We start from the raw sequence: 22,628 nt of genomic DNA, 5'->3' as shown, positions 1-22,628 counted from the left end.
CACGACCGAGCCTCGCGAGCCGGGCCAGGACCGAGCCACAGGACCAAGCCCGCAGACCGGGTCACGGCCGGAACCGGAGCGCCCGGCCTCATGAGAGCGGGGCCACGACCGAGCCTCGCAAGCCAAGTCAGGCCCCAGCCGCAGACCCGACCCCGCCGGCCGGGCCACAGCCCGAACCGGAGCGCCCGGCCTCCTGAAAGCCCGGCCACGACCGAGCCTCGCGAGCGGGGCCAGGACCCAGCCGCAGACCCGACCCCGCGCGCCAGGTCACAGCCCGAACCGGAGCGCCCGGCCTCATGGAAGCCCGGCCACGACCGAGCCTCGCAAGCCCAGTCAGGCCCCAGCCGCAGACCCGACCCCGCCGGCCGGGTCGCTCGAACCCGGTTCCGCTCAGCCGGCCTGCGCCACCGCGGCAACGCGGCCCGGCCCCCGGGCGTCTGCGGCCCTCGGCAGCACCAGCCCGAACAGTACGGCCGCGCCCGCGCACAGCAGGGCGTCGACCGCCACCGCCGCCATGACTCCGCGTTCCACCCCGGCGGCGGACCCGGCGGCCGCCAGGGCGACCACGGTGGACATCACCGGGGTGCCGAGGGTGATGCCGACCTGCTGGCTCATCGTCGCCAGTCCGGTCGCCACGCCCTGCTCGGCGTCGGGGAGCCCGGAGGTGGCCGTGACCATGTAGCCCACGATGGCCACCAGGTTGGCCGCACCGCCCATGAAGGCCGCCACCAGCAGCACGGCGAGCCAGCCGGGCAGGTGGCCGAGGAGGAGCAACGGGGCCGTGGCGGCGGCCTGGACCGCGAACCCGGCGACCACCGTCCGCTTCCCGCCGAGCCGGGCGATGACCCGCGGCCCCGCCATGCCGCCGGCCACGGTGCCCGCCCCGAGCACGGCGAAGGTCAGCCCGGCCTGGAGCGGAGTGAAACCCCGCACCTCCTGGAGGTAGAGGGTCAGCAGGAAGACCAGCGAGGTCTCGGTGGCGAAGGCGAGCATCCCGGCGAGGTTCCCCCAGCCCACGGACCGGCGGGCCAGCAGTCGCGGCGGCAGCAGCGGCCGTCGCACCCGGCTCTCGATCCGCAGGAAGAGCGCCAGCAGCACGGCGGCGGCCGCCAGGGAGCCCCAGGCGGCCGGGTCGCTCCAGGAGCCCTCCCCCGCGCGGGTGAGGCCGAACACGCCCGCGATCAGGGCGAGAGTGACCGTGACCGCGCCCGGCAGATCGAGCTGGGGCCGCTCCGCGGCGCGCCCCTCGCGCAGCACGGCGGGGGCCACGGCCAGCACCACCACCGCCACGATCACGTTGACGAAGAAGGCCCAGCGCCAGCTGATCAGGTCGGTCAGCAGCCCGCCGAGGACCGCGCCGGTGGTGAAGCCCGCCGCCATCAGCGCCCCGTTGAGGCCGAGCGCGCGCTCCCTCGACGGCCCTTCGGGGAATGCGGTGGTCAGCAGCGACAGGGCGGCGGGGGTGACGGCGGCGGTAGCGATCCCCTGGGCGACGCGGGCGGCCAGCAGGAGCCAGGGCTCCTGCGCGAGCCCGCCGGCCAAGGAGGCCACGCCCAGCAGGGCGATGCCCGCGAGGAACTGGCGGCGGCGGCCGTAAAGGTCGGCGCAGCGGCCGAAGAAGAGGGTGAACCCGGCCGCGCACAGCGCGAACGAGGTCGCGATCCACTGGAGGTCGGCCAGGGCGAACCCGAGGTCGGCGCCGATGCGCGGCAGGGCCACGTTGAGGATGGAGAAGTCGACGGCGAGGGTGAAACTCGCGGTCAGCAGGACGAGGAGGGCGAGCCGTTCCCGGGTGCGCGGGCCGCCGGCCGCCGGGTGGGGCGAGCCGGCGGGCCGGGTGCCGCTGAGGTCGGTGGTGGTCATGGGCCCGAGCCTGCCGCCCGCACAAAACGCCGGCCAGATCCTCCTTATTGGTACCACTGGCAGGGGCAGGCGGAATCGTTCGAGGCCTCCGATACTGGGGTCATGTCCGTCCGTGACGCACACGAGAACGGGGCCGGCGGCCTCGGCCACTTCCTGCGCACCCGCCGCGCCGCCGTGACCCCGCAGTCCGTGGGTCTCGCCACGTGGGGCGCCCGGCGGGTGCCGGGGCTGCGCCGCGAGGAGCTGGCCCAGCTCGCCGGGATCTCGGTGAACTACTACACGCGCCTGGAACAGGGGCAGTCGGGGAACGCGGGGGACGCCGTCGTGGAGGCGCTCGCCCGGGCCCTGCGGCTGGACGACGACGAGCGCGCCCACCTGTTCGCGCTCGCCCGCCCCGCTCCGGCGGCACGCCGGGGGCCCGCCCGCGCGGAGAGCCCGGGTGCGGGAGCGGTCCGCCTGCTGGCCTCCATGCCCTCGGTGCCCGCTCTGCTGCTGGGCCGGCGCAACGACGTGCTGGCGTGGAATCCGCTCGGTCACGCCCTGCTGGCCGGGCACCTCGACCCGGACGCGCCCGACGGCCCCGGCGACCGCCCCAACCTGCTCCGCATGCTGTTCCTCGACGCGCACACCCGGGAGCTGTACCGGGACTGGCGCGAGGAGGCGGCGCTGGCCGTCTCGTCGCTGCGCTACTCGGCGGCGCACCACCCGGACGACCGCCAGCTGGCCGAGCTGATCGGCGAACTGTCGATCCACAGCCCCGCCTTCGCCGCCCTCTGGGCGCGGCACGACGTCCGTCTGTGCTCCAGCGGGACCAAGCGGTTCCACCACCCGCACGTCGGCTGCCTCGAACTCCACTACGAGGTGCTGCATCTGCCGGACAGTGACGGGCAGCGCCTGCTCACGCACACCGCGGAACCCGGCTCCGCGTCCGCCGACGCCCTGAGCCTGCTGTGCCGTCCGGGCGGCTGACGCATTTCGGGCGCAAAGCGGGGAATCTCGTGCCGGGCACCCCTTCGGGAAATGCCGAGGCATTTCCACTTGTTGCGACTGCCCGGCGAAGAGAGCGTGATCGGTTTCACGCCATGAATCCACGGCCTTGTGGCGCGACAATTGCGCCACATGACGCGACCTGGGAAGTCGCCCAACTCACCCCCACCGCCGCGCAACCCGTGAATCCGCGCCTCCGGAGCAGGAATAAAGGTCGCCGGGTGGGGAATACGTGAGGATTCTGCACCCGCCTGCTTATGGTGCCGAATTGCGGGTCCCTGGAATAGGATCCCGCAGTCATGCGTGCAGTCCCGAGCGAATGCGACAGGTGAAGTGTGAATCTGTTCAAGCGAACCGCGGCCCCCGGTCGCCCGGAGCCTCTCGCCGTCACGGACCCCGCCGTCGAGGCGAGATCCGCCTTCGCGCAGGCATCTCCCGTCGATCCCGCCCTCGCCCCGCTCACCGGTGAGTGGTTCATCGACCCGGCGCACAGCCGGGTCGGCTTCTCCGTGCGGCACGCGATGGTCACCACCGTCCGGGGATGCTTCACGGAGTACCGCAGCCGGCTCTTCTTCCACGGCACCCGGCCGACCCGCTCCCAGGCCGAGATCGTGATCGACACGGGCAGCGTGGACACCGGCGTGGAGCAGCGCGACGCGCACCTGGTGGGGCGGGACTTCCTCGACTCCGCCAACCACCCCACGATGCGGTTCGTCAGCACCTCGGTGGAGATGGCCGGTGACGACGTCTACCTGATGACCGGGGACCTCACCATCAAGGAGGTGACCCGGCCGGTGACGCTCGAGCTCACCTACATCGGCACCGTCACCGACCCGTTCGGCTACCAGCGGGCCGGGTTCGACGGGACCACCACCATCAACCGGTCGGACTGGGGCCTGACCTACGACAGCAGGCTGGCGGAGGGCGGCGCCATGGTCAGCGAGAAGGTGCGGCTCCAGTTCGACATCGCGGCGATCCGTTCCGCGCCCACCGTCTGAGGGCTCCCCCAGGGCCCGAGGGCGCATGACCGCGGGGCCCCGCCGGCCCCCGCGGTCATGCATGTGTCATGCCCTGGTCACTCGGCCGGGCTCCGGGCCGTGCCCCGGGTCACCCCGCCGCCTTCGGCCGGCCCCGCTCGTCGAGCCGGCAGCGGCTCTGGAAGAGGAGTGCGAGCGCCATCAGCGCGGCCGGAAGGGCAGTGAAGCCGAGAAGCAGCAGGTCCAGTGCCCGCTGCGACTGCGCCACGGTTCCTCCGGTGGTGGAGACGAAGCCGCCGGCCGCGAGGGCCAGCGCATACAGGTAGGGGCCCAGTGCCGTTCCGGTGGCGTCGGTGGCCGTCCAGATGCCGGAGTAGGCGCCCGCGCGGGTGCTGCCCCGCGCCTCGGCCGCGGCCACGGCGTCGGAGAGCATGCTGAACGCGAGCAGCTGGAGTCCGGCGAAGGCGACGCCGAGCAGGACGGCGACGACGACCGTCGCCGGGGTGCCGAGCCCGCCGGCCGGCCAGAGGCCCAGGCAGCCGGCCAGGAACAGCGTCTGGGCGGTCATCAGGGCCCGCTGCTTGCCGTGACGTCGGGAGAGGGCCTGCCAGAGGGGTCCCACGACGATCGCCGGGCCGAGGAAGGCGCCCATCAGCACGGAGGTCAGCTTCTCGTTCCCGAGAACGTACGCCGTGTAGTAGGGCACCGCCGCCAGGAACAGGTGCGTGGTGGTGCCGGTGACGAGGTAGGCGAGGAGCAGGGGCCGGAAGTCCCGGTCCCGCAGCGCCGTCCGGACGTCGGCGAGGACCGAGTGCCCGCTCTCCGGGGGCGGGCGGGTGCCGCATTCCTCGGTGAGCAGGCGCACCCCGCGCACGGCGACCAGACCGGTGACGACCATGAAGACGGAGAGGATCATCGCCGCGCGGGAGTACGCGTCGCGTTCCCCCGAGGCCACCAGTGCCGGGGCCGCGACGCCGGTCGCCAGCAGACCGACGGTGAGCGCCGCCATGCGGAACATGAAGACGCGGGTGCGTTCGTGGTAGCCGATGCGCAGTTCGGAGGGGGTCGTGACGTAGGGGACCTGGAAGCAGGCGAAGAGCAGGTTGCCTGCCGTGTAGGCCACGCCGACCCACAGCGCCGCGCCGAGGCCGGTGAGTCCGGAGGGCACGGTGAAGAGGGCGACGAGGGCGAGGGCGAGCGTCAGGCCGAGGGTGAGCATCCGCCGGCGGTGGCCGTACTGTCTGGCCTCGCGGTCCGACCAGGTGCCGAGGGCCGGGTGGGCCACCGCGTCGACGATCTTGGGGATCAGCAGCGTGACGCCGGCCAGTGCGGGGCTCACCCCCAGGGTGTCGGTCATGAAGTACAGCAGCAGCATGCCCGGGACGGTGATCCAGACGCCCATCCCGAGCGAGCCCGCCGAGTAGCGCAGCAGGGCGCCGGTGGCCGCCCTGGCCCCGTCGTCGGAGGACGCGGCGGCACGCTGTCCGCCGCCCGCCGCCGGTTCCTCGCGTACCGGCCCGGTGCCGCTCATGACCGTCCTCCCCGCACGCCGGTGTGGCGGGCGACCACGCCGGAGGCCGGCTCGGCGCCTTCGAAGGCCCCGGCGCCGACCCGTCCGGCGAGGGTGCGGGCCACGATCCGGTCGGTCACCGAGGGCAGGTGGCGGGCCAGCCAGAGTTCCACCGCGCCCCGCCGGGTGGTGGCCACGTCGCGCGGCGCCCTGGCGGCGGTCGCGGCCCGCAGGATCGCGTCGACGACTCCGTCCAGGGGCTCGTAGGAGCTCATGCCCTCCAGCGAGAGGCCGGCCCGGGCGGTCGAGTCGTGGATGGGGCTGCGCACCATGGACGGGTAGACGCAGGAGACGCCGACATGAGTGCCGATCTCGTGCCGGAGGGCGTCGGCGTAGGCCACGAGGGCACGCTTGGAGGCTCCGTAGGCGGCCGCCAGCGGCAGTTGGAGCACCGCCATCCGGGAGCTGACCATCACCACCCGGCCGCGGGAGGCGACCAGTGCGGGCACGCAGGCCGCGGTGACCCGCCAGGCTCCGAACAGGTTGACCTCGAACTGACGGCGGGCCTCCCGGCCGGGCTCGCGCTCCGCGGGGGCGGGGCCGCCCACTCCGGCGTTGTTGACCAGGATGTCCAGCCCGCCGAGCCGTTCCACGGCGGCGGCGACTGCCGGACCCACCGCGTCGTCGTCGGTGATGTCGCAGGCCAGCACCGGGAACGGCCCGGACTCGTCGGCCACCAGGTCCAGGCCCACCACGTTCGCGCCGAGTCCGGCGAAGCGGCGGCACAGTTCGCGCCCGAACGTCCCCGAGGCGCCGGTGACGATCACCCGGCGTCCCGCCGCGGTCGGCGTCCTCATCTCTCTTCTCCGATCGTCCGCGGGGCGGCCACGCGCACCCGTACGCCCTGTCCGGCGCGGGCCCGGTCCACCGCCGCGCGCCGTACCGCCGCCGTCTCGGCCAGGTAGCCGTCGAAGTCGATGCGCATGGCGGGGCGGCGGTCCCCTCCCCAGCGCTCGGTGCTCGCCCGCAGGGCCCGCTCCGCGTCGGCCCGCTGTTCTCCGGGCGTGGGCAGGCAGGCACGGCCGGACAGGACGTCGGCGACCAGCCGGGACTGCGCCTCCACCACGGGGAAGGCGGCGCCGGTGGACTGCATCAGCCCCACGAAGCACAGCGTGGGGTCGTCGAGGTGGAACACCCGGTGGTGGAGCAGGAGTTCCTCCGGGCCGGTGCCGAGCCACCGGTCGTCCAGGAAGGGGACGGTCACCCGGTAGCCGGTCGCCCACACCACCAGGTCGACGGTGTCGCGGCGGCCGTCGGTGAAGACCACCTGGTCACCGTCGAACCGCGCGATCCCGGGACGGTGCGCGACCTCGCCGTGGGTGAGGCGGTGCAGCAGGGTGTCGGAGACCGTCGGGTGGCTCTCCAGCAGGCCGCGGTCCGGTTTCGGCAGGCCGTACGCCTCGGGGCGTCCGACGGCCAGCCGGAGCGCCGCCTCGGAGATCCGCTGCCGCAGACGCCAGGGAAGCCCGGACAGTGCGCCGTTGGTCGCGTCGGCGGGCCTGCCGAACAGGTACTTGGGGATCACGTACGCACCCCGCCGCGACGACAGCAGCACCGGCCCCTCGGCCCGGTGGGAGGCGTCCACGGCGATGTCCACGGCGGAGTTGCCCAAGCCGACGACCAGCACCCGGCGGCCGTCGAAGGTGTCGGCGTCCTGGTAGTCGTGGGCGTGCATCTGCTCGCCGGTGAAGTCGCCGGGGTAGGCCGGATCGGGCCACCGCGGGTCGTGGTGGTGGCCGTTGGCCACCACCACCGCGTCGAAGCGCTCGGTGCCGCCGTCGGCGGTGACCAGCCAGCCGTCGCCGTCCTGGCCGCGCTCGACCCGCGTGACCTCCACGCCGAACCGGATGCGGTCGTACAGGCCGAAGCGGCGCGCGTAGTCGTCCAGGTAGCCGGCGACCAGGTCGGCGGACGGATAGTCCGGCCAGTCGGCGGGCATCGGGTGGGCGGCGAACTCGGTGCGCCCGCGGCTGGTGTTCAGGTGCAGGGAGGCGTAGGCGGGCGAGGCGTTCCCCTCGGGGTCCCTGACCCAGAGCCCGCCGGGCCGCTCGCGCCGTTCGAAACCGACGGCCTCGAGCCCGGCCTCGGTCAGCTCCTTGACGGCCGTCAGCCCGGCGGCCCCGGCACCGACGACCGCGACCCTGCAGGTCCGGGCGGCCGAGGGTATGTCTTGTGTCATGGGCAGAGGCTAGACATCTGCCCGCCGCAGGAACAGGGCCACAACGGTGCCGGCCGGGCCGCCGGGCGGTTCAGTCGTCCTCCAGGTCGTACGGGAAGTCCGCCATGCGCTGTTCCTCCTGGTCCGCGAGGTCGCCGAACCGTCCGGCGAGGGCCGCGTCGCCGCAGGACAGGGCGGCCGAGTGGGCCGCCCGGCAGAGGACCGGGGGCGGATCGCCGAGGGAGTCGAAGAGGTCGGTGCCGGTGGCCAGGAGCCCCCCGGCCAGGTCGGCGGCGCCGGCCTCGGCCGCGGCTTTCGCGAGCAGCAGGTGCTCCCCGGTGACGTCGCGTCCGAGCCCGGTGTCGCGCCAGGACGGATCCGCGGCTTCCGTTCCGGGTCCGCCCGGCGGGCCGCCGAGGTCGGCGAGGGCCCCGGCGAGCGAGTCCGCGGCGGCCCGCAGGTGGCCCGCCTCGCGCTCCAGGAGCGCCAGGCGGGTGCGGGCGGAGGCTCGGGAGCGGCCGGCGGCCTGGAGCCCGGCGTGGAGGCGCTGCGCGCGGACGGCCTGCCGGTGGTCGCCCAGCGCGGCGAACTGGTCGACGATCCACGGCAGTTCGTCGGCGTCCGCGGGTCCGGCGTCGTCGAGGACGCGTATCAGGGCGGTGCGTGCGAGTTCGGTGAGGCCCAGACGGCGCGCGAGGTCGATCCAGGTCTCGGCGTCGTCCTCGGCGGCGTCGTCCTCGGCGGCGTGGTCGCCGAACCACTCCGGGGTGTCCAGAGCCTCGGCCCACCGGCGCAGAGCCTCCGGCTCCCAGCGGGGCTCCTCGCCGTTCCCCCGCCCGGTCAGGCCGAGCGGGAGGTCGGACAGGGCGCACCAGGTGTCGAAGTTGGCGCAGCGCGCGGCGTACAGGCGGGGCAGGTCCTCCTCGGAGACGAAGCGGGCCACGAGGAAGACAGCGAGGTGCAGTTCCTCGCCCATGCCCCCGAAATCGGACTCGCGGCGGCAGCGGGTCTCCTGCTCGAGGAGGTACCGCAGCAGGGGCAGGTCGGCGGCCCTCCGGTCGCGCCGGGCGGCGTGCAGCACCGCCGCGCGCCGGGCGGCGTTGGCGTCGTGCTCCGGCACTCCCGGGCCGGCGTCCGGTACTCCCGGGCCGGTGACGGGGCTGAAGGCGGCCCGCTGCCAGGCGGAGCGGTCGGCACGCAGCCGGGCCAGTTCCTCACGGCAGGCGGCGAGCACGGTCCCGGCCGTGGACGGCCACGGGAAGGGGTCGAGCGGGGCGTGGGCGGTGCCCTCGCCCACGAGCAGCAGCAGATGGTCCGGTTCGGTGCGGCGCAGGGCGCGGCGCAGACGGGCGAGGAGCTCGGCGGGCGGGCGCGGCGTGAGGCCCAGGGCGCCGAGGAGCCGCTCGCGGTCCGCGTCGAGCGCCGGGGCGGAAGAGGACCGGACTCCGGCCTCGGCCTGCCGGGCCGCGGCGGTCACCTCGCTCTCCCGGGTGCCGGGCGGAAGGCGCAGGCAGTCCCGCCAGCCGACGAGGCCGGCGCACAGTTCCAGCGCGTCCGCGACGCTCTCGGCGATCAGGCCGGCCCGGCCCTCCAGGTCCGCGTACAGCACCCCGCCGCCCGCGCACAGGAAGTAGGTGCCGCCGGTGTCGTCGCCCGCGATCGCGGTGAGCGGCGCGCCGGAGGCCCACGCGACGTCCTCGCCGTGCTCGGCGCGGGCGAGGTCGAAGCCGAAGGGGTGCGCCGCCAGGCGGGCGGCGTCCCGGTTCCGGCGCAGGACGTCGAGCGGGCCGTCGAGCGGGCCGGGAGTGTCGGTGCGGGACATGGGACGAACCTAGCAACCGGGGGTGCCGTCACCGGGCCCGGGCGGGCGTCAGGCCGTCCGGCCGCCGGAGGCCGCACTGGCCGGATCCGGCCATGTTGCGCGCGGGAGAGGTCCGGTGTCGTCCGCCCCATTGGCCGCGAACCCATTGGTCCATACCATCTGGGGCAAGCGGAGGGAGCCTTCCCACTCGGGCCCGCTCCCCCGCCCGGCACGGCGCGCGCACGACCCTCCCCCCGCCCCCCCCACCCAAGGGACGTACATGCCATGGCAGTTGGCCTTTCGACCCACCCGGCCCGCTCGGCCCGCCCGACGAGACGGCTTCCCCTCACGACACTGACGCTGCTGCTGGCCGCCGCCCTGGCGGCCGCCCTCCTGGTGGCGGCCGGCGCGGGCGCTCCCCGCGCGGCCGCGGTCCCCGACCCCGCTCCGGCGGCGGCCGCCGTCCAGACCTGGGCGGACGAGTTCGACGGAGCGGCCGGCAGCGCCCCGGATCCGGGCAAGTGGACCCTGGAGACGGGCGGTTCGGGCAACGGCAACAACGAGCTCCAGTACTACACCAACAACAGGGCCAACTCGGCCCTCGACGGCAACGGCAACCTGACCCTCACGGCCCGCCGGAACACCGACACCAATCTCCAGTGCTGGTACGGCAGTTGTCAGTACACCTCGGCCCGCCTGAACACGGCGCGCACCTTCACCCAGGCCTACGGCCACTTCGAGGCCCGCATCAAGATCCCGCGCGGCCAGGGCATCTGGCCGGCGTTCTGGATGCTCGGCAACGACCTGGGCAGCGTGGGTTGGCCGAACAGCGGCGAGATCGACATCATGGAGAACATCGGCCGTGAGCCGGGAACCGTGCACGGCACCCTGCACGGGCCGGGGTACTCCGGCGCGGAGGGCATCGGCGCGGGCTACACGCTGCCCGGCGGGCAGGCGTTCGCCGACGGCTTCCACACCTTCGCGGTGAACTGGAGCCCGAACTCGATCACCTGGTACGTCGACGGCACCGCGTACCAGACGCGGACCCCCGCGGACCTGGGCGGCGACCGCTGGGTCTTCGACCACCCGTTCTTCCTGATCCTCAACCTGGCGGTGGGCGGCAACTGGCCCGGCAGCCCCGACGGCTCCACCAGCTTCCCGCAGACCATGACCATCGACTACGTGCGGGTCTCGACCTCGGACGGCGGTTCCGTCCCCGTCCCCGGCACGGGCCCGATCCGCGGCATCGGCGGCATGTGCGTGGACGTGGCGGGCGGCGCGACCGCCGACGGAACGCCGATCCAGCTCCACAACTGCACCGGCAACGTCGCCCAGCAGTGGACCTTCCCCGGTGACGGCACCGTCCGCGCCCTCGGCAAGTGCCTCGACGTCTCGGGCGGTTCGACCGCGGACGGCGCCGTGGTCCAGCTGTGGACCTGCAACGGCACCAACGCGCAGAAGTGGGTCCGCACCGCGGCCAACGACCTGACCAACACGGGCTCGAACAAGTGCCTGGACGCCAAGGGCAACTCCTCGGCCGACGGGACCCGCCTGCAGATCTGGACCTGCACGGGCGGCGCCAACCAGAAGTGGACCGTCGGCTGACCCCGGCCCCACGACGGGGAGGGCCGGCCGGGGATCCGGCCGGCCCTCCCTGGCCGGGGCCGGGGCGGTGCGTCAGAGCCGCATCGCCTGCGGCTCGTCGCGCCGCGCCGGGTCGGGCCCGTCGAACTCGCGGACGGCCGTGTAGGCACCGTCGTGCTGGACGGGGCGGAAGCCGGCGTCCTGGACGAGTTCGACGACCTCGTCGCCCGCCGGGCCCTCGATCTCGTCGGCGCCGTGCTGGAGGGCCAGCTGGGCGGTGCGGTCGCCGTAGGTCTCCCGGGAGACCTTCAGGTGCGGCACGTTGTCCAGCAGCAGCCGGGCCACCGCGTAGGTCTTCAGCACCTCGAGGCCGGACAGGGAGCGGTCCCCGGCCGGGACGGCGGCCTGCTCGCTCCCGTCCCACTCCTCGCGCAGCCGCAGCATCGCGTCGACGTCGGCGGCGCGCTCCCGCCATCCGCCGACCCCGAACGCGAGCCCGCCGCCGGCCTCGGCTCCGTGGAAGTACGCGACGTCCCCGTGCCGCGCGGTCCGCACCTCGTGGGCCAGCGCGCCCAGCCAGGCCAGGTCGTCCGACTCGTACAGCGCGATGCCGTCCTCCCGGGTCAGGCGCTCGCCGGCCCGCACCTTCCGCTCGAGCTCACGCTTGAGTCCGACGTCCATGTGTTTCCCTTCCTGACACGACAGCGCTCGAAAAAGACAAGCGTCCGGAAAACCGTACCTGTCGCCTCCGCCCGCCCCACGGCACCCCTCCCACGCCGGGGGCGGGGCCGGGTGAGTACGGGTTCTGAGTATCCGCACTCATGTGCGCGGGCCGCCGCCGCGCCAAGGTGCCGGTATGACGACGACACCACCGCAGCCGGCCGAGGAGCTGCGGCTCATCGACGCCGAGTTGCGGGCCCTCGACGCCCGGCGGGCCCAGCTGCTGGCACGCCGCGGCTGGCTGCTCGAGGTGCTGCGGACCGCGTACGCGCCCGCACCCGCGCCCGCGCCCTCTTTCGTGCCGCCGGCGCCGGGACCCCGGAGCGAGGCGTCCGGACCGGACGTGCAGAACCTGCTGTTGCTGCTGGGCGGGCTGCTGCTCGGCATCGCCTCGCTGGTGTTCACCCTGGTGGCGTGGGGCTCCCTGGGCATCGGCGGGCGGGCCGCGGTGCTGGGCGCGCTCACGGTCGTCGTGCTGGCCTCGCCCGCGCCGCTGCTGCGGCGCGGACTGCGGGCGACGGCGGAGTCGCTGGCCGGGCTCGGGATGACCCTGACGCTGCTGGACGCGTACGCGCTGCACCGCGCGGCCCTGGCCGACGTGCCGGCGACGGCGTACGCGGCGGGGGCCTGCGCGGTGCTGGCGGCGGTCTGGGCCGGGTACGGGCGGCTGTTCCGCGAGCTGCGCGGGCCGTGGCCGGCCGCGGCCGCCGTCGCGCAGCTCGCGCTTCCGCTGTGGGCCTCGGACGGCGGTGACGGGGGCGCCGAGCTGTTCGTCGCCGCGCTGCTGACGTCGGCCGCCCTCGGCGCCGCGGCCGCGCTGTGGCTGCGGGTGACGTCGGTGCGGTGGACGGCGGGCGTCGGGGCCTGCGTCCAGGGCGCCCTCGCGGTGCCGGCCGCCCTGTGGCTGTCGCTGTCGGCGCAGGGGCCGGGCGAGTCGGTTCCGGCCGGCCTGCTGCTGGCCTTCGCCGCGGTGATCGCGGCGGTGACGGCGTGGCGGCTGCGCGAGGGCGCGTCCGCCACCGCGTCGGCGGTCCTCGCGGGCGTGCTCGCGATCGCCGCGGCGGGCGGTGCGTCGCGGGACGCGCTGCCCTCGCAGTGGGAGGTGCCGGGATACCTGGCGGGCGGGCTGCTCCTGCTCGGCGCGGTGCGCACGCCGCTGCCCCGGGTGCTGCGCGAGGGAGCGCTGTGGGCCTCGGCCGGTGTGCAGGGGGCCGCGCTGCTGTGGGCGCTGCCGCTGCCCCTGGTGGCGCTGCTGGAGCCGCTGGCCCCGCTGCGGCTGCCGTACGCGGGACCGGCGGCGGTCGTCCTCGCGGCCCTCACCGCCGTGCTGCTGGTCGCCGCCCCCGACGAGGGGTGGCGGGGCCGCGGCCGGAGGGCGGCGACCGTCCTGGGCGCCGCCGTGCTGTACGCGCTGCCGACGGTGTTCGAGCTGCCTCACGGGGCGGGCCTCGCCGTGCGGGTGCTGGTGGTGGCGGGCGCGCTGGCGCTCGCCCTGCGGACGGCGGCCATGTCCCGGACCGCGATGGTGGTGGCCCTCGTCGCCTCGGGCGGGGTGGCGCTCTCGGCGATGTCCGGGCGGTCGGCGCCCCTGGCGGTGCTGCCGGCGCTGATCGCGCTGTTCACGGCCGCCTCCCTGGTCCGCCGCCCGCTCGCCCCGGCCGGGCTGCCCGCCGCCTTGGTCCACGCCGCCCTGCTGGTCTGCTCGATCGCGTCCCTGCGGGACTGGGACGCGGCCACGGCCGGTCTGCTGCTGCTCGTGGTGACGGCGGCCGCGGCGCTGGTCGCGGCACGGCCCGCGACCGGGCCTGCGACCGTCCCGGTGGAGGTCACCGGGGCGGTGGTCGGGGCGTGCGCCCTGGCGTTCACCGTGCTGGACCCGCCGCTGCTTGCCGTCGCGCTGGCGCTGGCCGGGGTGATCGCCGGGGCGACCGCGCTGCGCGCCGGCCGCCGCCCGGTCGGCCACGCGGCGGGCGTGCTGTTCGTGCTCGCCGCGTGGGTGCGGCTGGCGGCCTGGGGGGTCGGCACCCCGGAGGCGTACGCGCTGCCGGTGGCGGTGCCCGTGCTGGTGCTGGGCGTGGTGCGGCGGCGCCGGGACGTCTCCGTGTCGTCCTGGGCGGCGTACGGTCCCGGCCTGGCCGCGGCGCTCCTGCCGAGCCTGATCGCCGCCTGGGCCGACCCGCACTGGACCCGCCCGCTGCTGCTCGGCCTGGCGGCCCTCGCCGTCACGGTGGCCGGCGCGGTGCGCCGGCTCCAGGCGCCGCTGCTGATGGGCGGCACGGTGCTGGTCCTGGACGCCCTGCACGAACTCGCGCCGTACCTGGTCCAGGCGCTCGGCGCGCTCCCCCGCTGGGCACCACCGGCCGCGGCCGGCCTGGTGCTGCTCCTGCTGGGCACCACCTACGAACGCCGTCTGCGGGACGCCCGCCGGGCCCGGGAGGCCGTGCGGCGGATGGGGTGACGCGGCGACGGACGGACGGCGGCGGGGCCGCGACCGGTGCTCCGGTCGCGGCCCCGCCGCCGTCCGTCACGCGTGGGACCCTCGTGTCCGCACGCGCGCGGTCACTCCTCGCCGAGCGCGCCCTCGACGCGCGCCAGGTCGCGCAGCCAGGTGGCCGCCGAGCTGTCGGAAGGGGCGCGCCAGTCGCCGCGGGGCGAGAGCGAGCCGCCGGCCGAGACCTTGGGGCCGTTGGGCATGGCCGACCGCTTGAACTGCGCGAAGGCGAAGAAGCGGCGGCAGAACACCTCGAGCCAGTCGTGGATCTCCTGGAGGCCGTAGGCGACCCGCTTGGCCTCCGGGAAGTTGGCCGGCCAGGCGCCCGCCTCCGCGTCGTGCCAGGCGTGCCAGGCCAGGAAGGCGATCTTCGACGGCCGGAACCCGTACCGCAGCACGTGGAAGAGGGTGAAGTCGTGCAGGGCGTAGGGGCCGATCTTCGACTCGGTGGACTGCATCTCCTCGCCGGGGACCAGCTCCGGGCTGATCTCCGTGTCGAGGATGGCGGCCAGCGTCCTCCCGGTCTCCTCGTCGAACTGTCCGCTGCCGATGACCCAGCGGATGAGGTGCTGGATGAAGGTCTTGGGGACGCCCGAGTTGACGTTGTAGTGGCTCATCTGGTCGCCGACGCCGTACGTGCTCCAGCCGAGGGCCAGCTCGGAGAGGTCGCCGGTGCCGAGCACGATGCCGCCGCGCTGGTTGGCCAGCCGGAACAGGTAGTCGGTGCGCAGGCCCGCCTGCACGTTCTCGAAGGTGACGTCGTAGACCGGCTCGCCCGCCGAGAAGGGGTGGTCCATCTCCTTCAGCATCAGCCGCGCGGTGGGCGTGATGTCGAGCTCGGCCGCCGTGACGCCGAGGGCGTTCATCAGCTTGTGGGCGTTGCCCTTGGTGTGGTCGCTGGTGGCGAAGCCGGGCAGGGTGAACGCCAGGATGTCGCTGCGGGGGCGGCCGGCGCGGTCCATGGTCTGGGCGGCGACGATCAGCGCGTGGGTGGAGTCCAGGCCGCCGGAGACCCCGATGACGATCTTCGGGTCCCCGATCGCCGCCAGACGCTGCTGGAGGGCGCTGACCTGGATGTTGTACGCCTCGTAGCAGTCCTGGGCCAGGCGTTCCGGGTCGGACGGCACGAACGGGAACCGTTCGAGCCGGCGGCGCAGCCCGAGGTCCCCGGTGGGTGCGTCCAGCCGGAAGCCGACCTCGCGGAAGTCGCCGGTGCGGGCGGCGTGGGTGCGGCGGTTGTCGTCGAAGGTGCCCATCCGCAGGCGTTCCTGGCGGAGCAGGTCGAGGTCGACGTCGGCCACCGCGTACCGCTCGTCCTGCGGGAAGCGGTCGGTCTCGGCGAGCAGGACGCCGTTCTCGTAGATCATGGTCTGCCCGTCCCAGGACAGGTCGGTGCTGGACTCGCCCAGGCCGGCCGCCGCGTACACGTAGGCGGCGAGGCAGCGGGAGGACGCCGAGCGGCAGAGCAGCTTGCGGTCCTCGGCGCGGCCGACGGTGATGGGGCTGCCGGAGAGGTTGAGCAGCACGGTGGCGCCGGCCAGCGCGGCCTCGGCGCTCGGCGGCACCGGCACCCACATGTCCTCGCAGACCTCGGCGTGGATCACCAGGCCGGGCACGTCCTCGGCGGCGAAGAGCAGGTCCACGCCGAAGGGCACGGTCTCCCCGCCGATCCGGACGGTGCCGCCGCGCTCGTCGTCGCCCGGGGCGATATGCCGCTTCTCGTAGAACTCGCGGTAGTTCGGCACGTAGGACTTGGGGGCGACGCCGAGGATCCGGCCTCGGTGCACCACCACGGCGCAGTTGTAGATCCGGTTGCGGTGACGCAGCGGGGCGCCGACCACGAGGACGGGCAGCAGGCCGGCGGACCCGGCCACCACGGCGGCGAGCGCCGTCTCCACCTCGTCGAGCAGGGCGTCCTGGAGCAGCAGGTCCTCGATGGAGTAGCCGCAGAGGTTCATCTCCGGGAAGAGGGCGACGGCCACGCCGTCCTCGTCACATCGGCGGGCCTGCCGCAGGACCGCCTCGGCGTTGGCGGTGGGGTCGGCGATGGCGGCGTGGCCGGTACAGGCGGCGATCCGCGCGAAGCCGTGCTGGTAGAGCGACCAGAAGTTCAACGGGGCTGACTCCCACGAGAGTTGGACAGGCGGCGGCCCTGACGACGACGGGTCGGCCCGGTCAGGGCACTGCAAAGCCTACGACTGCCCGGTCGCGGGCCCTCCGACGCCTCACCTGTTTCGACGGGCGTCGACATGGGCCGCCGTCCCGCCGGGTGGGACGATGGGGGCATGCCGAACAGCGAGGTGCTCCCTCTCCCCGCCCCCGCGGCCGGTGGTTCCGCCGTCGCGCCGGGCTTCCCGCCGCTGACCGAGCGCCCGCTGGGCGCCGGGGAGGCGGAGGCCGTCGCCCGCATGTTCAAGGCCCTGGGCGACCCGGTCCGGCTGCGGCTGTTCTCCGCGGTGGCCTCCCACGAGGGCGGGGAGGCGTGCGTGTGCGACATCTCCGACGTCGGCGTGTCGCAGCCGACCGTCTCCCACCACCTGAAGAAGCTCCGGGAGGCAGGCCTCCTGACCTCCGAGCGGCGCGGCACCTGGGTCTACTACCGGGTCGAGCCGTCGGTCCTCTCCACGATGGGCCACCTCCTCACGCCCCCGGCCACGGCCGCCTGACCGGGACGGCGGCGGCCACCGCGCCTCGGAGGCCGGCGGGGGGGGCTCCGGGTGGGTTCCTGCCCGTGGGCGCGGAGGGCCGTCGTTTCACGGGGCGGGTGTGGTCACGGGGCGGGTGTGGTCACGGGGCGGCCGGGCGGGGGTAGGCGCGGGGCAGGCGGTGGCCTTCCTCCGCGAGTACCGCGCGGACGGTGTCGGGGGCGTTGGTGATGAGGCCGTCCACGCCGAGACCGAGCAGGTGGCGGACGGTCGCCGGGTCGTCCACGGTCCAGGGCACCACCTTCATCCCTTCCGCGTGCGCCGCCGTGACCAACTCCCGTGTCGTGAACGGCGTGTAGCCCGGGGTCCCGATCCCGCCGCCCTGCGGATCGCCGTGCACCGGGGAGACGGCGTCGGCACCGAGGGAGGCCGCGGCGGCCACGTAGCGCCGCTGGAGCGAGCCCTCGAAGTCGTCGATGTCCAGCCCGCCGAGCCAGGGCGAGGCCCCCGGCACACCCTGCTGGAGGAACTGCTGTCCGTTGGTGAGCGCCACCACCGGCAGCCGGGGCTCCAGTTCCCGGACCCTCCTCAGCGCGCCCCAGTCGAAGCTCTGGACCGTGACCTGCCGCACCATCCGCGCCCGCCGCGTCTCGGTGATCACGGTCCGCACGAACCGCTCCCGCGGCGCGGTCTCCTGAGGCGCCCCGGCCTCGACCTTGGTCTCCACGTTCAGCGTGACACCGTAGGCCCGGTACCGGTGCACCAGCGCGTACACCTCCGAGAGCAGCGGCATCCGCGCCCCGGGCGCGAGTGCCTGGGCGGGGAACACCGCCTGGCGGAGGGACCCGCAGTCCAGCGTGCGGATCTGGGCGAGCGTGAGGTCCTTCACGTACGTCCGGCCGGGGACGTACGGGTACTCGGGGTCACCCGGGAACGCCGGCCCGGTGTCCCGGCAGTTGCGCTCCTGGACGTCCCGGTCGTGGGTGACGACCGCGTGGCCGTCCTCGGTGATCTGGACGTCGAGTTCCAGGGTCGTGACCCCGAGTTCCAGCGCCCGCGCGAAGGCCGGCAGCGTGTTCTCGACGGTCATCGCGGCGCCGCCGCGGTGCGCCTGGAGGTCGAACTGCCGCGCCTGGGGCGGGCGTTCGGAGGCCGCCGCGGTACCGGCGGCCGGAAGCACCAGCGACAGAACCAGGGCCGCGGCGACGGCCGGCCACCGGGCCGGCCGCCGGCGGGGAGGACGTGCCGCCGGCCGGGGTTCCACTGCTCTCGGACGAGGTCTCATCCCCCGAGCCTGCCCGTCCTCGGCGACGCCCGCGTGACCGGTGCCCCGCCTTCCGGTGAAGCCCGGCGGAAGCGGCCCGCCGCCCTACCGCCCCGGACCGTCCTCGCCCGGGCCGACGCGCTGCGCGAGGACCTGGCCCGGCCAGGCGCCGACCTGGAACTCCTCGGTGCGGGAGAAGCCGTTGCGCTCGTAGAACGAGACCAGCCGTCCCTCCTCGCCCGCCCAGCAGTCCACCCGCAGCAGGGCGACCCCGGCCCGCCGGGCCTCCTGGACGGCGTGGGCGAGCAGCGCGGCACCGATGCCGTGGCCGGCGTGGCGTCGGTCGGAGACCAGCAGCCGGACGTACCGCTCGGGTTCCCCGGCCGGGGGGATCGGCACCTGCGGGCTCGGGCCCGTGTGCAGCACCAGCGCTCCGGCCGGGACGCCGTCCAGTTCGGCGACGAAGGGACGGCACTCGGTGAAGTACCGCTGGACGCGCTCCACCCCGCCCTGCTTGCGCGAGTAGGGCGTCGTGCCCCACTGCTCGGTGTTGCCGCGCGCGTTCATCCAGACGATCGCGGCGTCGAGCATCGCGAGGACGGCCGGCACGTCGTCCGGGGTTCCCGGGCGGATCAGCAGGCCGGTCGCGCTCGCGGTGGTGGTCGCGCCCGCGGTGGTGGTCGGGGTCGGAGGTCGTGTGGTCACGACGGTCATCCTGCCAGGCCGTCGCGGCGCCCGAGCCGCCCGTACCGCCGCCTCCGCCGCCCACGGCCGGGCCCCGCCCGGTGGCCCCGGTCCCCCGCCTCGGCGAGGCTGGTCCTGGACCAGGCCGGACCACGGGCGCCGGCGGAGGCGGACGGGCCGGGACGGGAGCCGGAAGTGAACGAACCAGTGATCGTCGGGGTGGACGGTTCGCCGTCCGGCTTCGCCGCGGTCGACGTCGCGGCGGACGAGGCGCACCTGCGCGGCGTCCCGCTGCGCATCGTGCACGCCTTCGGCAACCGGCCCTCGCGGATGCCGGGCGTCACCCCGCCGCCGGAGATGACCGGGCGGGGCCTGGCGGGGCTGGTGCACGGGGTGCCCTCGGAGGCGGAGCAGCGGGCCCACGACCGTGTGCCGGGCCTGGAGGTCACCCGCTCGGTGGTCTCGGGCGAGCCGCTGGAGGTCCTGACCATCGAGTCGCGGTCGGCGGCGCTGGCGGTGGTCGGCAGCCGCGGCCTCAGCGGCTTCTCCTCGCTGCTGCTGGGCTCGACGGCCGTGCAGCTGGCCGCGCACGGGCGGTGCCCTCTGCTGGTGGTGCGGGGCCGTTCCTCCCCGGCCGGGCCGGTGGTGCTGGCCGTCGACGGCTCCGAGGCCGGTGAGGCGGCGGTGGCCTTCGCCTTCGCCGAGGCCGCGCTGCGCGGGGCGCCGCTGGTCGCGATGCACGTGTGGAACACCCGCAGCGAGCGGGCCCTCGACGACGACCCCCTCGACCCGCTGCGGATCGTGGTGGACGTCGACCGGCTGCGGGAGGCGCAGCGGCGCCTGCTGGACGAGACGCTGGCCCGTCACCGCGCCGCCCACCCGGACGTCGTGGTCGAGCCGCGGCTGGTCCGCTCCCGGATCCGCCCCGCCCTGCTGGAGGCGAGCGGCGACGCCCGTCTTCTCGTGGTCGGCGCCCGTGGGCGGGGCGGCTTCCAGGGCATGCTGCTCGGCTCGGTCAGCCAGGCGCTGCTCCACCACGCCGACTGCCCGGTGGTCGTGGTCCGCGGCCGTCACTGACGGACCGGAAGGCCGCCCGCCCGGGCGGCCCCGTGCGGCCGGCCGCGCGCCGGTGACCGACCGTGCGAATCCCTGTACGCTCCGCCCTTGTCGCACGGGCCGGGCGTCCAAGTCGCCTTGCGCCAAGGGCAGTCGGCCCGGGCGGCTTCCGCCGGCGCACCCACACACGGAGCTTCCCTCATGGCCGACACCGAAGCCCTCGCCTGCCCGTTCTCCGGAGCCGTCGACATCACCACCCTCGGGAACACCGCGCACGAGCAGAACGCCGGGCTCCGCGACGCGGGCCCCGCGACCCGGGTGGCACTCCCCCAGGGCGTCGAGGCATGGGTGGTGCCCCACTACGCCACGCTGCGCGACCTGCTCGCGGACCCCCGCGTCGGCAAGCATCCCTCCCACTGGACCGCCCTGTCCGAGGGCCGGGTGCCCGCCGACTGGCCGTTGATCAACTTCGCCGTCGTGCCCGGCCTGCTGACCTCCGACGGAGCCGACCACCGGCGGTTGCGCAACCTGCTCGGGCAGGCGTTCACCCCGCGCCGGGTCGAGGAGCTGCGCCCACGGGTGGAGTTCCTGGTGTCCGGGCTCCTGGACCGCCTCGCCGGCCACCCGGCGGGTCACCCGGTCGACCTGCGGCCGGAGTTCTGCCTGCCGCTGCCGGTCCAGGTCGTCTGCGAACTGGTCGGCCTGCCCGGCGACCGGTGGGACCGCATGCACGAGCTCAGCAACGCCCTCGTCGGAGCGGGGACCGGTCCCTCCGGGCCGGACATGGGCGCCGTCCAGCGCGACGCCTTCGCCCTCCTGACCGACCTGGTCGACCTGCGCGCCCGGGAGCCCGGCGACGACCTGACCACCGCGCTGATCGCCGCCCGGGAGGCCGACGGCAGCCGGCTCGGCGCCGACGAACTGGTGGGCACCCTCCTGCAGTTGCTGGTGGCGGGTCACGAGACCACCATCAACCTGATGGGCAACGCGGTCCGCGCCCTGCTCACCCACCCGGAACAGCTGGAGCTGCTGCGCTCCGGTGCGGTGCCCTGGTCGGCCGTCACCGAGGAGACCCTGCGCTGGGACTCCCCGGTCAACCACTTCCCGCTCCGCTACGCCCTGGAGGACCTGGAGGTCGACGGCGTCGTGATCCGCCGGGGCGAGGCCGTCCTCGCCTCCTTCGCCTCGGCCGGCCGCGACGGCCGGGAGTACGGGGAGAGCGCCGACGTCTTCGACCTCGCCCGTCCCGCCTTCCGCCACCTGTCCTTCGGCCACGGCCCGCATTTCTGCATCGGCGCGCCGCTCGCCCGTCTGGAGACGGAGATCGCCCTGGAGGGTCTCTTCACCCGCTTCCCGGACCTGCGCCTCGCCTCCGGTGACGAGCTGCCCCGGCGCGGCGGCGTCGTCTCCAACGCCCTCACCGGCCTCCCGGTGTTCCTGACGGCCTGACGGCCTGACCGTCTGACCGCCTGACCGCCTGACGGCGCCGGGCCGCTCCGGCGGCGGAGCCCGGCTACCGCACCGGCAGGTCGGCGGCCAGGCGGCGCAGGGTGTCGGCGGCGGGCTCGACGCGTGCCCGGCGGTGGCCTGCGCCGGCCCACAGGTGGATCATCGAGGTGTCTCCGGCCTCGGTGGCCGCCTTGCGCAGCGGGGCGGTGAGGTGGTGCAGCGCGGGGTAGCCGAGCGGGGCCGACGGGCCGTACAGGTCGGTGAAGCGGTTGCGCAGCGCGCGGGCGGGGCGGCCGGTGAACGCGGTGGTGAGCACCGTGCCGGTGAAGGCGGGGTCGGTCAGGGCGTCGCGGTGCGGCCCGGACGCCCCGCTCTCGTGGGTGCGCAGCAGCAGGGTGCCCACGGAGACGGCCTCGGCCCCGGCCCGCACCGCCGCCGCGGCGTCGCGGGCGTCGGCGACCCCGCCGGCGGCGATCAGGGGCAGCGGCACGCTGCGGCGCACCGCGTCGACCAGCTCGGGCAACGGCACGTCGGCGGGCGGGCGTTCGGGGGTGAGGGTGGCGGAGTGCCCGCCGGCCGCCGCGGCCTGCACCACCAGGCCGTCGACGCCCTGGTCCGCCGCCCGCAGGGCCTCCTCGGGTGACGTCACCGACTGGAGCACGACCGTCCCGGCGCCGCGCAGCGCCTCCACCAGCTCCACGCCGGGGAGGCCGAAGGTGAACGACACCACCGGCACCGGCCGGGCCAGCAGCAGCTCGGTCTTCTCCCGCCAGCGGTCGTCGTCCTCCACCGGCGGCCCGTCCGGCAGGGCCGTGCCGCGGCGTTCCGCCTCGGGCGCCAGGGCGTCGGCGTAGGCCCGGTACGCCCGTGGGTCGACGGGCACGGGAGGCGGGGCGAAGAGGTTGACGCCGAACACCACCCCGGTGTCCCGCACGGCCTCGATCTGTGCCGCCAGCGCCTCCGGCGTCCGGTAACCGCCCGCCAGGAAGCCCAGGCTTCCGGCCCGCGCGGCGGCCACCACCAGTTCGGGTGTCCCCGATCCGCCGGCCATCGGCGCGGCGAGGACGGGCAGGGTCGGTCCGAGGCGGTCGAGAAGGCGAGTGGGCACGATGCTCCGATGCGGGTGACGCGGACGATGCGGCGGTACGGACGGTGCGGGTGGCGCGGGATGACACGGACGGTGCGGAGGTCGGGACCCGTTGCCGTCGGGGGCCACTCTAGGGAGCCGTCCCGCACGTCCGCCCTCGGGTCCTCGCCGCGGCGTTCCCCGGACGCCCGGCCGGCCGGGATGCTCCCGCCGGCCGCTCGCCCGTCCGGTCGGCGCCCGCTCCGGCGCCCGCTCCGGCACCTCGCTCTCGTGGCCCGCTCCGGCGGCCTCC

Annotated in this window: 17 protein-coding genes; 7 read left to right on the top strand and 10 right to left on the bottom strand. The window is 75.3% G+C overall.

Features of this window, described 5'->3' with window-relative positions:
- Positions 1-390 precede the first annotated feature (390 nt).
- Positions 391-1,863 carry an MFS transporter gene (locus GBN72_RS16305; protein ID WP_151772510.1) on the bottom strand — a complete coding sequence of 491 codons (1,473 nt, stop codon included), beginning with the start codon at positions 1,861-1,863 and terminating at the stop codon, positions 391-393.
- A gap of 102 nt (positions 1,864-1,965) precedes the next feature.
- Here GBN72_RS16305 and GBN72_RS16300 point away from each other — a divergent pair, with 102 nt between their 5' ends.
- Positions 1,966-2,832, top strand: a complete 867-nt coding sequence (locus GBN72_RS16300; RefSeq protein WP_151772509.1) for a helix-turn-helix transcriptional regulator — start codon at positions 1,966-1,968, stop codon at positions 2,830-2,832.
- Positions 2,833-3,185: 353 nt separating this feature from the next.
- Complete coding sequence (locus GBN72_RS16295; protein ID WP_174887144.1) at positions 3,186-3,848, top strand: YceI family protein; 663 nt, start codon at positions 3,186-3,188, stop codon at positions 3,846-3,848.
- 109 nt (positions 3,849-3,957) lie between these two features.
- Here GBN72_RS16295 and GBN72_RS16290 read toward each other — a convergent pair whose 3' ends face one another.
- The 4 genes from GBN72_RS16290 to GBN72_RS16275 form a co-directional block, all read right to left on the bottom strand.
- Positions 3,958-5,358: an MFS transporter gene (locus tag GBN72_RS16290; RefSeq protein ID WP_151772508.1), complete on the bottom strand. Its 1,401-nt coding sequence runs from the start codon at positions 5,356-5,358 to the stop codon at positions 3,958-3,960.
- Positions 5,355-6,194 (bottom strand): SDR family NAD(P)-dependent oxidoreductase, encoded by an 840-nt coding sequence (locus GBN72_RS35335; protein ID WP_151772507.1) that lies wholly within the window; start codon positions 6,192-6,194, stop codon positions 5,355-5,357. Before GBN72_RS35335 ends, GBN72_RS16290 begins: the two co-directional genes overlap by 4 nt.
- The gene (locus tag GBN72_RS35330) at positions 6,191-7,576 is read right to left on the bottom strand and encodes a flavin-containing monooxygenase (protein ID WP_151772506.1); all 1,386 of its coding nucleotides are present in this window, start codon (positions 7,574-7,576) and stop codon (positions 6,191-6,193) included. The genes GBN72_RS35335 and GBN72_RS35330 overlap by 4 nt, the downstream gene beginning before the upstream one ends.
- 70 nt (positions 7,577-7,646) lie before the next feature.
- Positions 7,647-9,377 (bottom strand): hypothetical protein, encoded by a 1,731-nt coding sequence (locus tag GBN72_RS16275; protein ID WP_151772505.1) that lies wholly within the window; start codon positions 9,375-9,377, stop codon positions 7,647-7,649.
- 264 nt (positions 9,378-9,641) lie between these two features.
- On the opposite strand from GBN72_RS16275, the gene GBN72_RS16270 reads away from it, so the two are divergent.
- The gene (locus tag GBN72_RS16270) at positions 9,642-10,961 is read left to right on the top strand and encodes a glycoside hydrolase family 16 protein (protein ID WP_151772504.1); all 1,320 of its coding nucleotides are present in this window, start codon (positions 9,642-9,644) and stop codon (positions 10,959-10,961) included.
- Positions 10,962-11,033: 72 nt separating this feature from the next.
- Here GBN72_RS16270 and GBN72_RS16265 read toward each other — a convergent pair whose 3' ends face one another.
- A complete protein-coding gene (locus GBN72_RS16265) occupies positions 11,034-11,621 on the bottom strand; it encodes a hypothetical protein (protein ID WP_151772503.1) in 588 nt (195 codons plus the stop codon).
- A gap of 175 nt (positions 11,622-11,796) precedes the next feature.
- On the opposite strand from GBN72_RS16265, the gene GBN72_RS16260 reads away from it, so the two are divergent.
- Positions 11,797-14,118, top strand: coding sequence for an SCO7613 C-terminal domain-containing membrane protein (locus tag GBN72_RS16260; RefSeq protein WP_151772502.1), 2,322 nt, complete (start codon positions 11,797-11,799; stop codon positions 14,116-14,118).
- A gap of 101 nt (positions 14,119-14,219) precedes the next feature.
- On the opposite strand, the gene GBN72_RS16255 is transcribed toward GBN72_RS16260, so the two are convergent.
- Positions 14,220-16,265, bottom strand: a complete 2,046-nt coding sequence (locus GBN72_RS16255; protein ID WP_151772501.1) for an NAD(+) synthase — start codon at positions 16,263-16,265, stop codon at positions 14,220-14,222.
- A 171-nt stretch (positions 16,266-16,436) separates the two neighbouring features.
- On the opposite strand from GBN72_RS16255, the gene GBN72_RS16250 reads away from it, so the two are divergent.
- Positions 16,437-16,817: an ArsR/SmtB family transcription factor gene (locus GBN72_RS16250; protein WP_151772500.1), complete on the top strand. Its 381-nt coding sequence runs from the start codon at positions 16,437-16,439 to the stop codon at positions 16,815-16,817.
- 121 nt (positions 16,818-16,938) lie between these two features.
- Here the strand turns inward: GBN72_RS16250 and GBN72_RS16245 are convergent, their stop codons facing one another.
- Entirely contained in the window at positions 16,939-17,976 is a 1,038-nt protein-coding gene (locus GBN72_RS16245) for a glycerophosphodiester phosphodiesterase family protein (RefSeq protein ID WP_246212536.1), read from the bottom strand.
- A gap of 189 nt (positions 17,977-18,165) precedes the next feature.
- Positions 18,166-18,651: a GNAT family N-acetyltransferase gene (locus GBN72_RS16240; protein WP_246212586.1), complete on the bottom strand. Its 486-nt coding sequence runs from the start codon at positions 18,649-18,651 to the stop codon at positions 18,166-18,168.
- 288 nt (positions 18,652-18,939) lie between these two features.
- Between GBN72_RS16240 and GBN72_RS16235 the strand changes: the two genes are divergently transcribed.
- The gene (locus tag GBN72_RS16235; RefSeq protein WP_174887143.1) at positions 18,940-19,821 is read left to right on the top strand and encodes a universal stress protein; all 882 of its coding nucleotides are present in this window, start codon (positions 18,940-18,942) and stop codon (positions 19,819-19,821) included.
- 180 nt (positions 19,822-20,001) lie between these two features.
- Entirely contained in the window at positions 20,002-21,249 is a 1,248-nt protein-coding gene (locus GBN72_RS16230; protein WP_151772497.1) for a cytochrome P450 family protein, read from the top strand.
- 64 nt (positions 21,250-21,313) lie between these two features.
- Here GBN72_RS16230 and GBN72_RS16225 read toward each other — a convergent pair whose 3' ends face one another.
- Entirely contained in the window at positions 21,314-22,465 is a 1,152-nt protein-coding gene (locus tag GBN72_RS16225; RefSeq protein WP_151772496.1) for an NAD(P)H-dependent flavin oxidoreductase, read from the bottom strand.
- Positions 22,466-22,628: the final 163 nt, after the last annotated feature.

This window comes from Streptomyces abyssomicinicus (assembly GCF_008974245.1).
GTDB lineage: Bacteria > Actinomycetota > Actinomycetes > Streptomycetales > Streptomycetaceae > Streptomyces > Streptomyces abyssomicinicus.
The sequence above is the reverse complement of the archived record's forward strand: the minus strand, read 5'-3'. Positions and strand labels throughout refer to the sequence as shown.

Bases quoted from the DNA above. Each gene is read 5' to 3' on its own strand.
- GBN72_RS16260 (WP_151772502.1), top strand. From the start codon at position 11,797: ATGACGACGACACCACCGCAGCCGGCCGAGGAGCTGCGGCTCATCGAC.
- GBN72_RS16290 (WP_151772508.1), bottom strand. From the start codon at position 5,358: ATGAGCGGCACCGGGCCGGTACGCGAGGAACCGGCGGCGGGCGGCGGA.
- GBN72_RS16230 (WP_151772497.1), top strand. From the start codon at position 20,002: ATGGCCGACACCGAAGCCCTCGCCTGCCCGTTCTCCGGAGCCGTCGAC.
- GBN72_RS35335 (WP_151772507.1), bottom strand. From the start codon at position 6,194: ATGAGGACGCCGACCGCGGCGGGACGCCGGGTGATCGTCACCGGCGCC.
- GBN72_RS16265 (WP_151772503.1), bottom strand. From the start codon at position 11,621: ATGGACGTCGGACTCAAGCGTGAGCTCGAGCGGAAGGTGCGGGCCGGC.
- GBN72_RS16270 (WP_151772504.1), top strand. From the start codon at position 9,642: ATGGCAGTTGGCCTTTCGACCCACCCGGCCCGCTCGGCCCGCCCGACG.
- GBN72_RS16250 (WP_151772500.1), top strand. From the start codon at position 16,437: ATGCCGAACAGCGAGGTGCTCCCTCTCCCCGCCCCCGCGGCCGGTGGT.
- GBN72_RS16275 (WP_151772505.1), bottom strand. From the start codon at position 9,377: ATGTCCCGCACCGACACTCCCGGCCCGCTCGACGGCCCGCTCGACGTC.
- GBN72_RS16305 (WP_151772510.1), bottom strand. From the start codon at position 1,863: ATGACCACCACCGACCTCAGCGGCACCCGGCCCGCCGGCTCGCCCCAC.
- GBN72_RS16240 (WP_246212586.1), bottom strand. From the start codon at position 18,651: ATGCTCGACGCCGCGATCGTCTGGATGAACGCGCGCGGCAACACCGAG.
- GBN72_RS16300 (WP_151772509.1), top strand. From the start codon at position 1,966: ATGTCCGTCCGTGACGCACACGAGAACGGGGCCGGCGGCCTCGGCCAC.
- GBN72_RS35330 (WP_151772506.1), bottom strand. From the start codon at position 7,576: ATGACACAAGACATACCCTCGGCCGCCCGGACCTGCAGGGTCGCGGTC.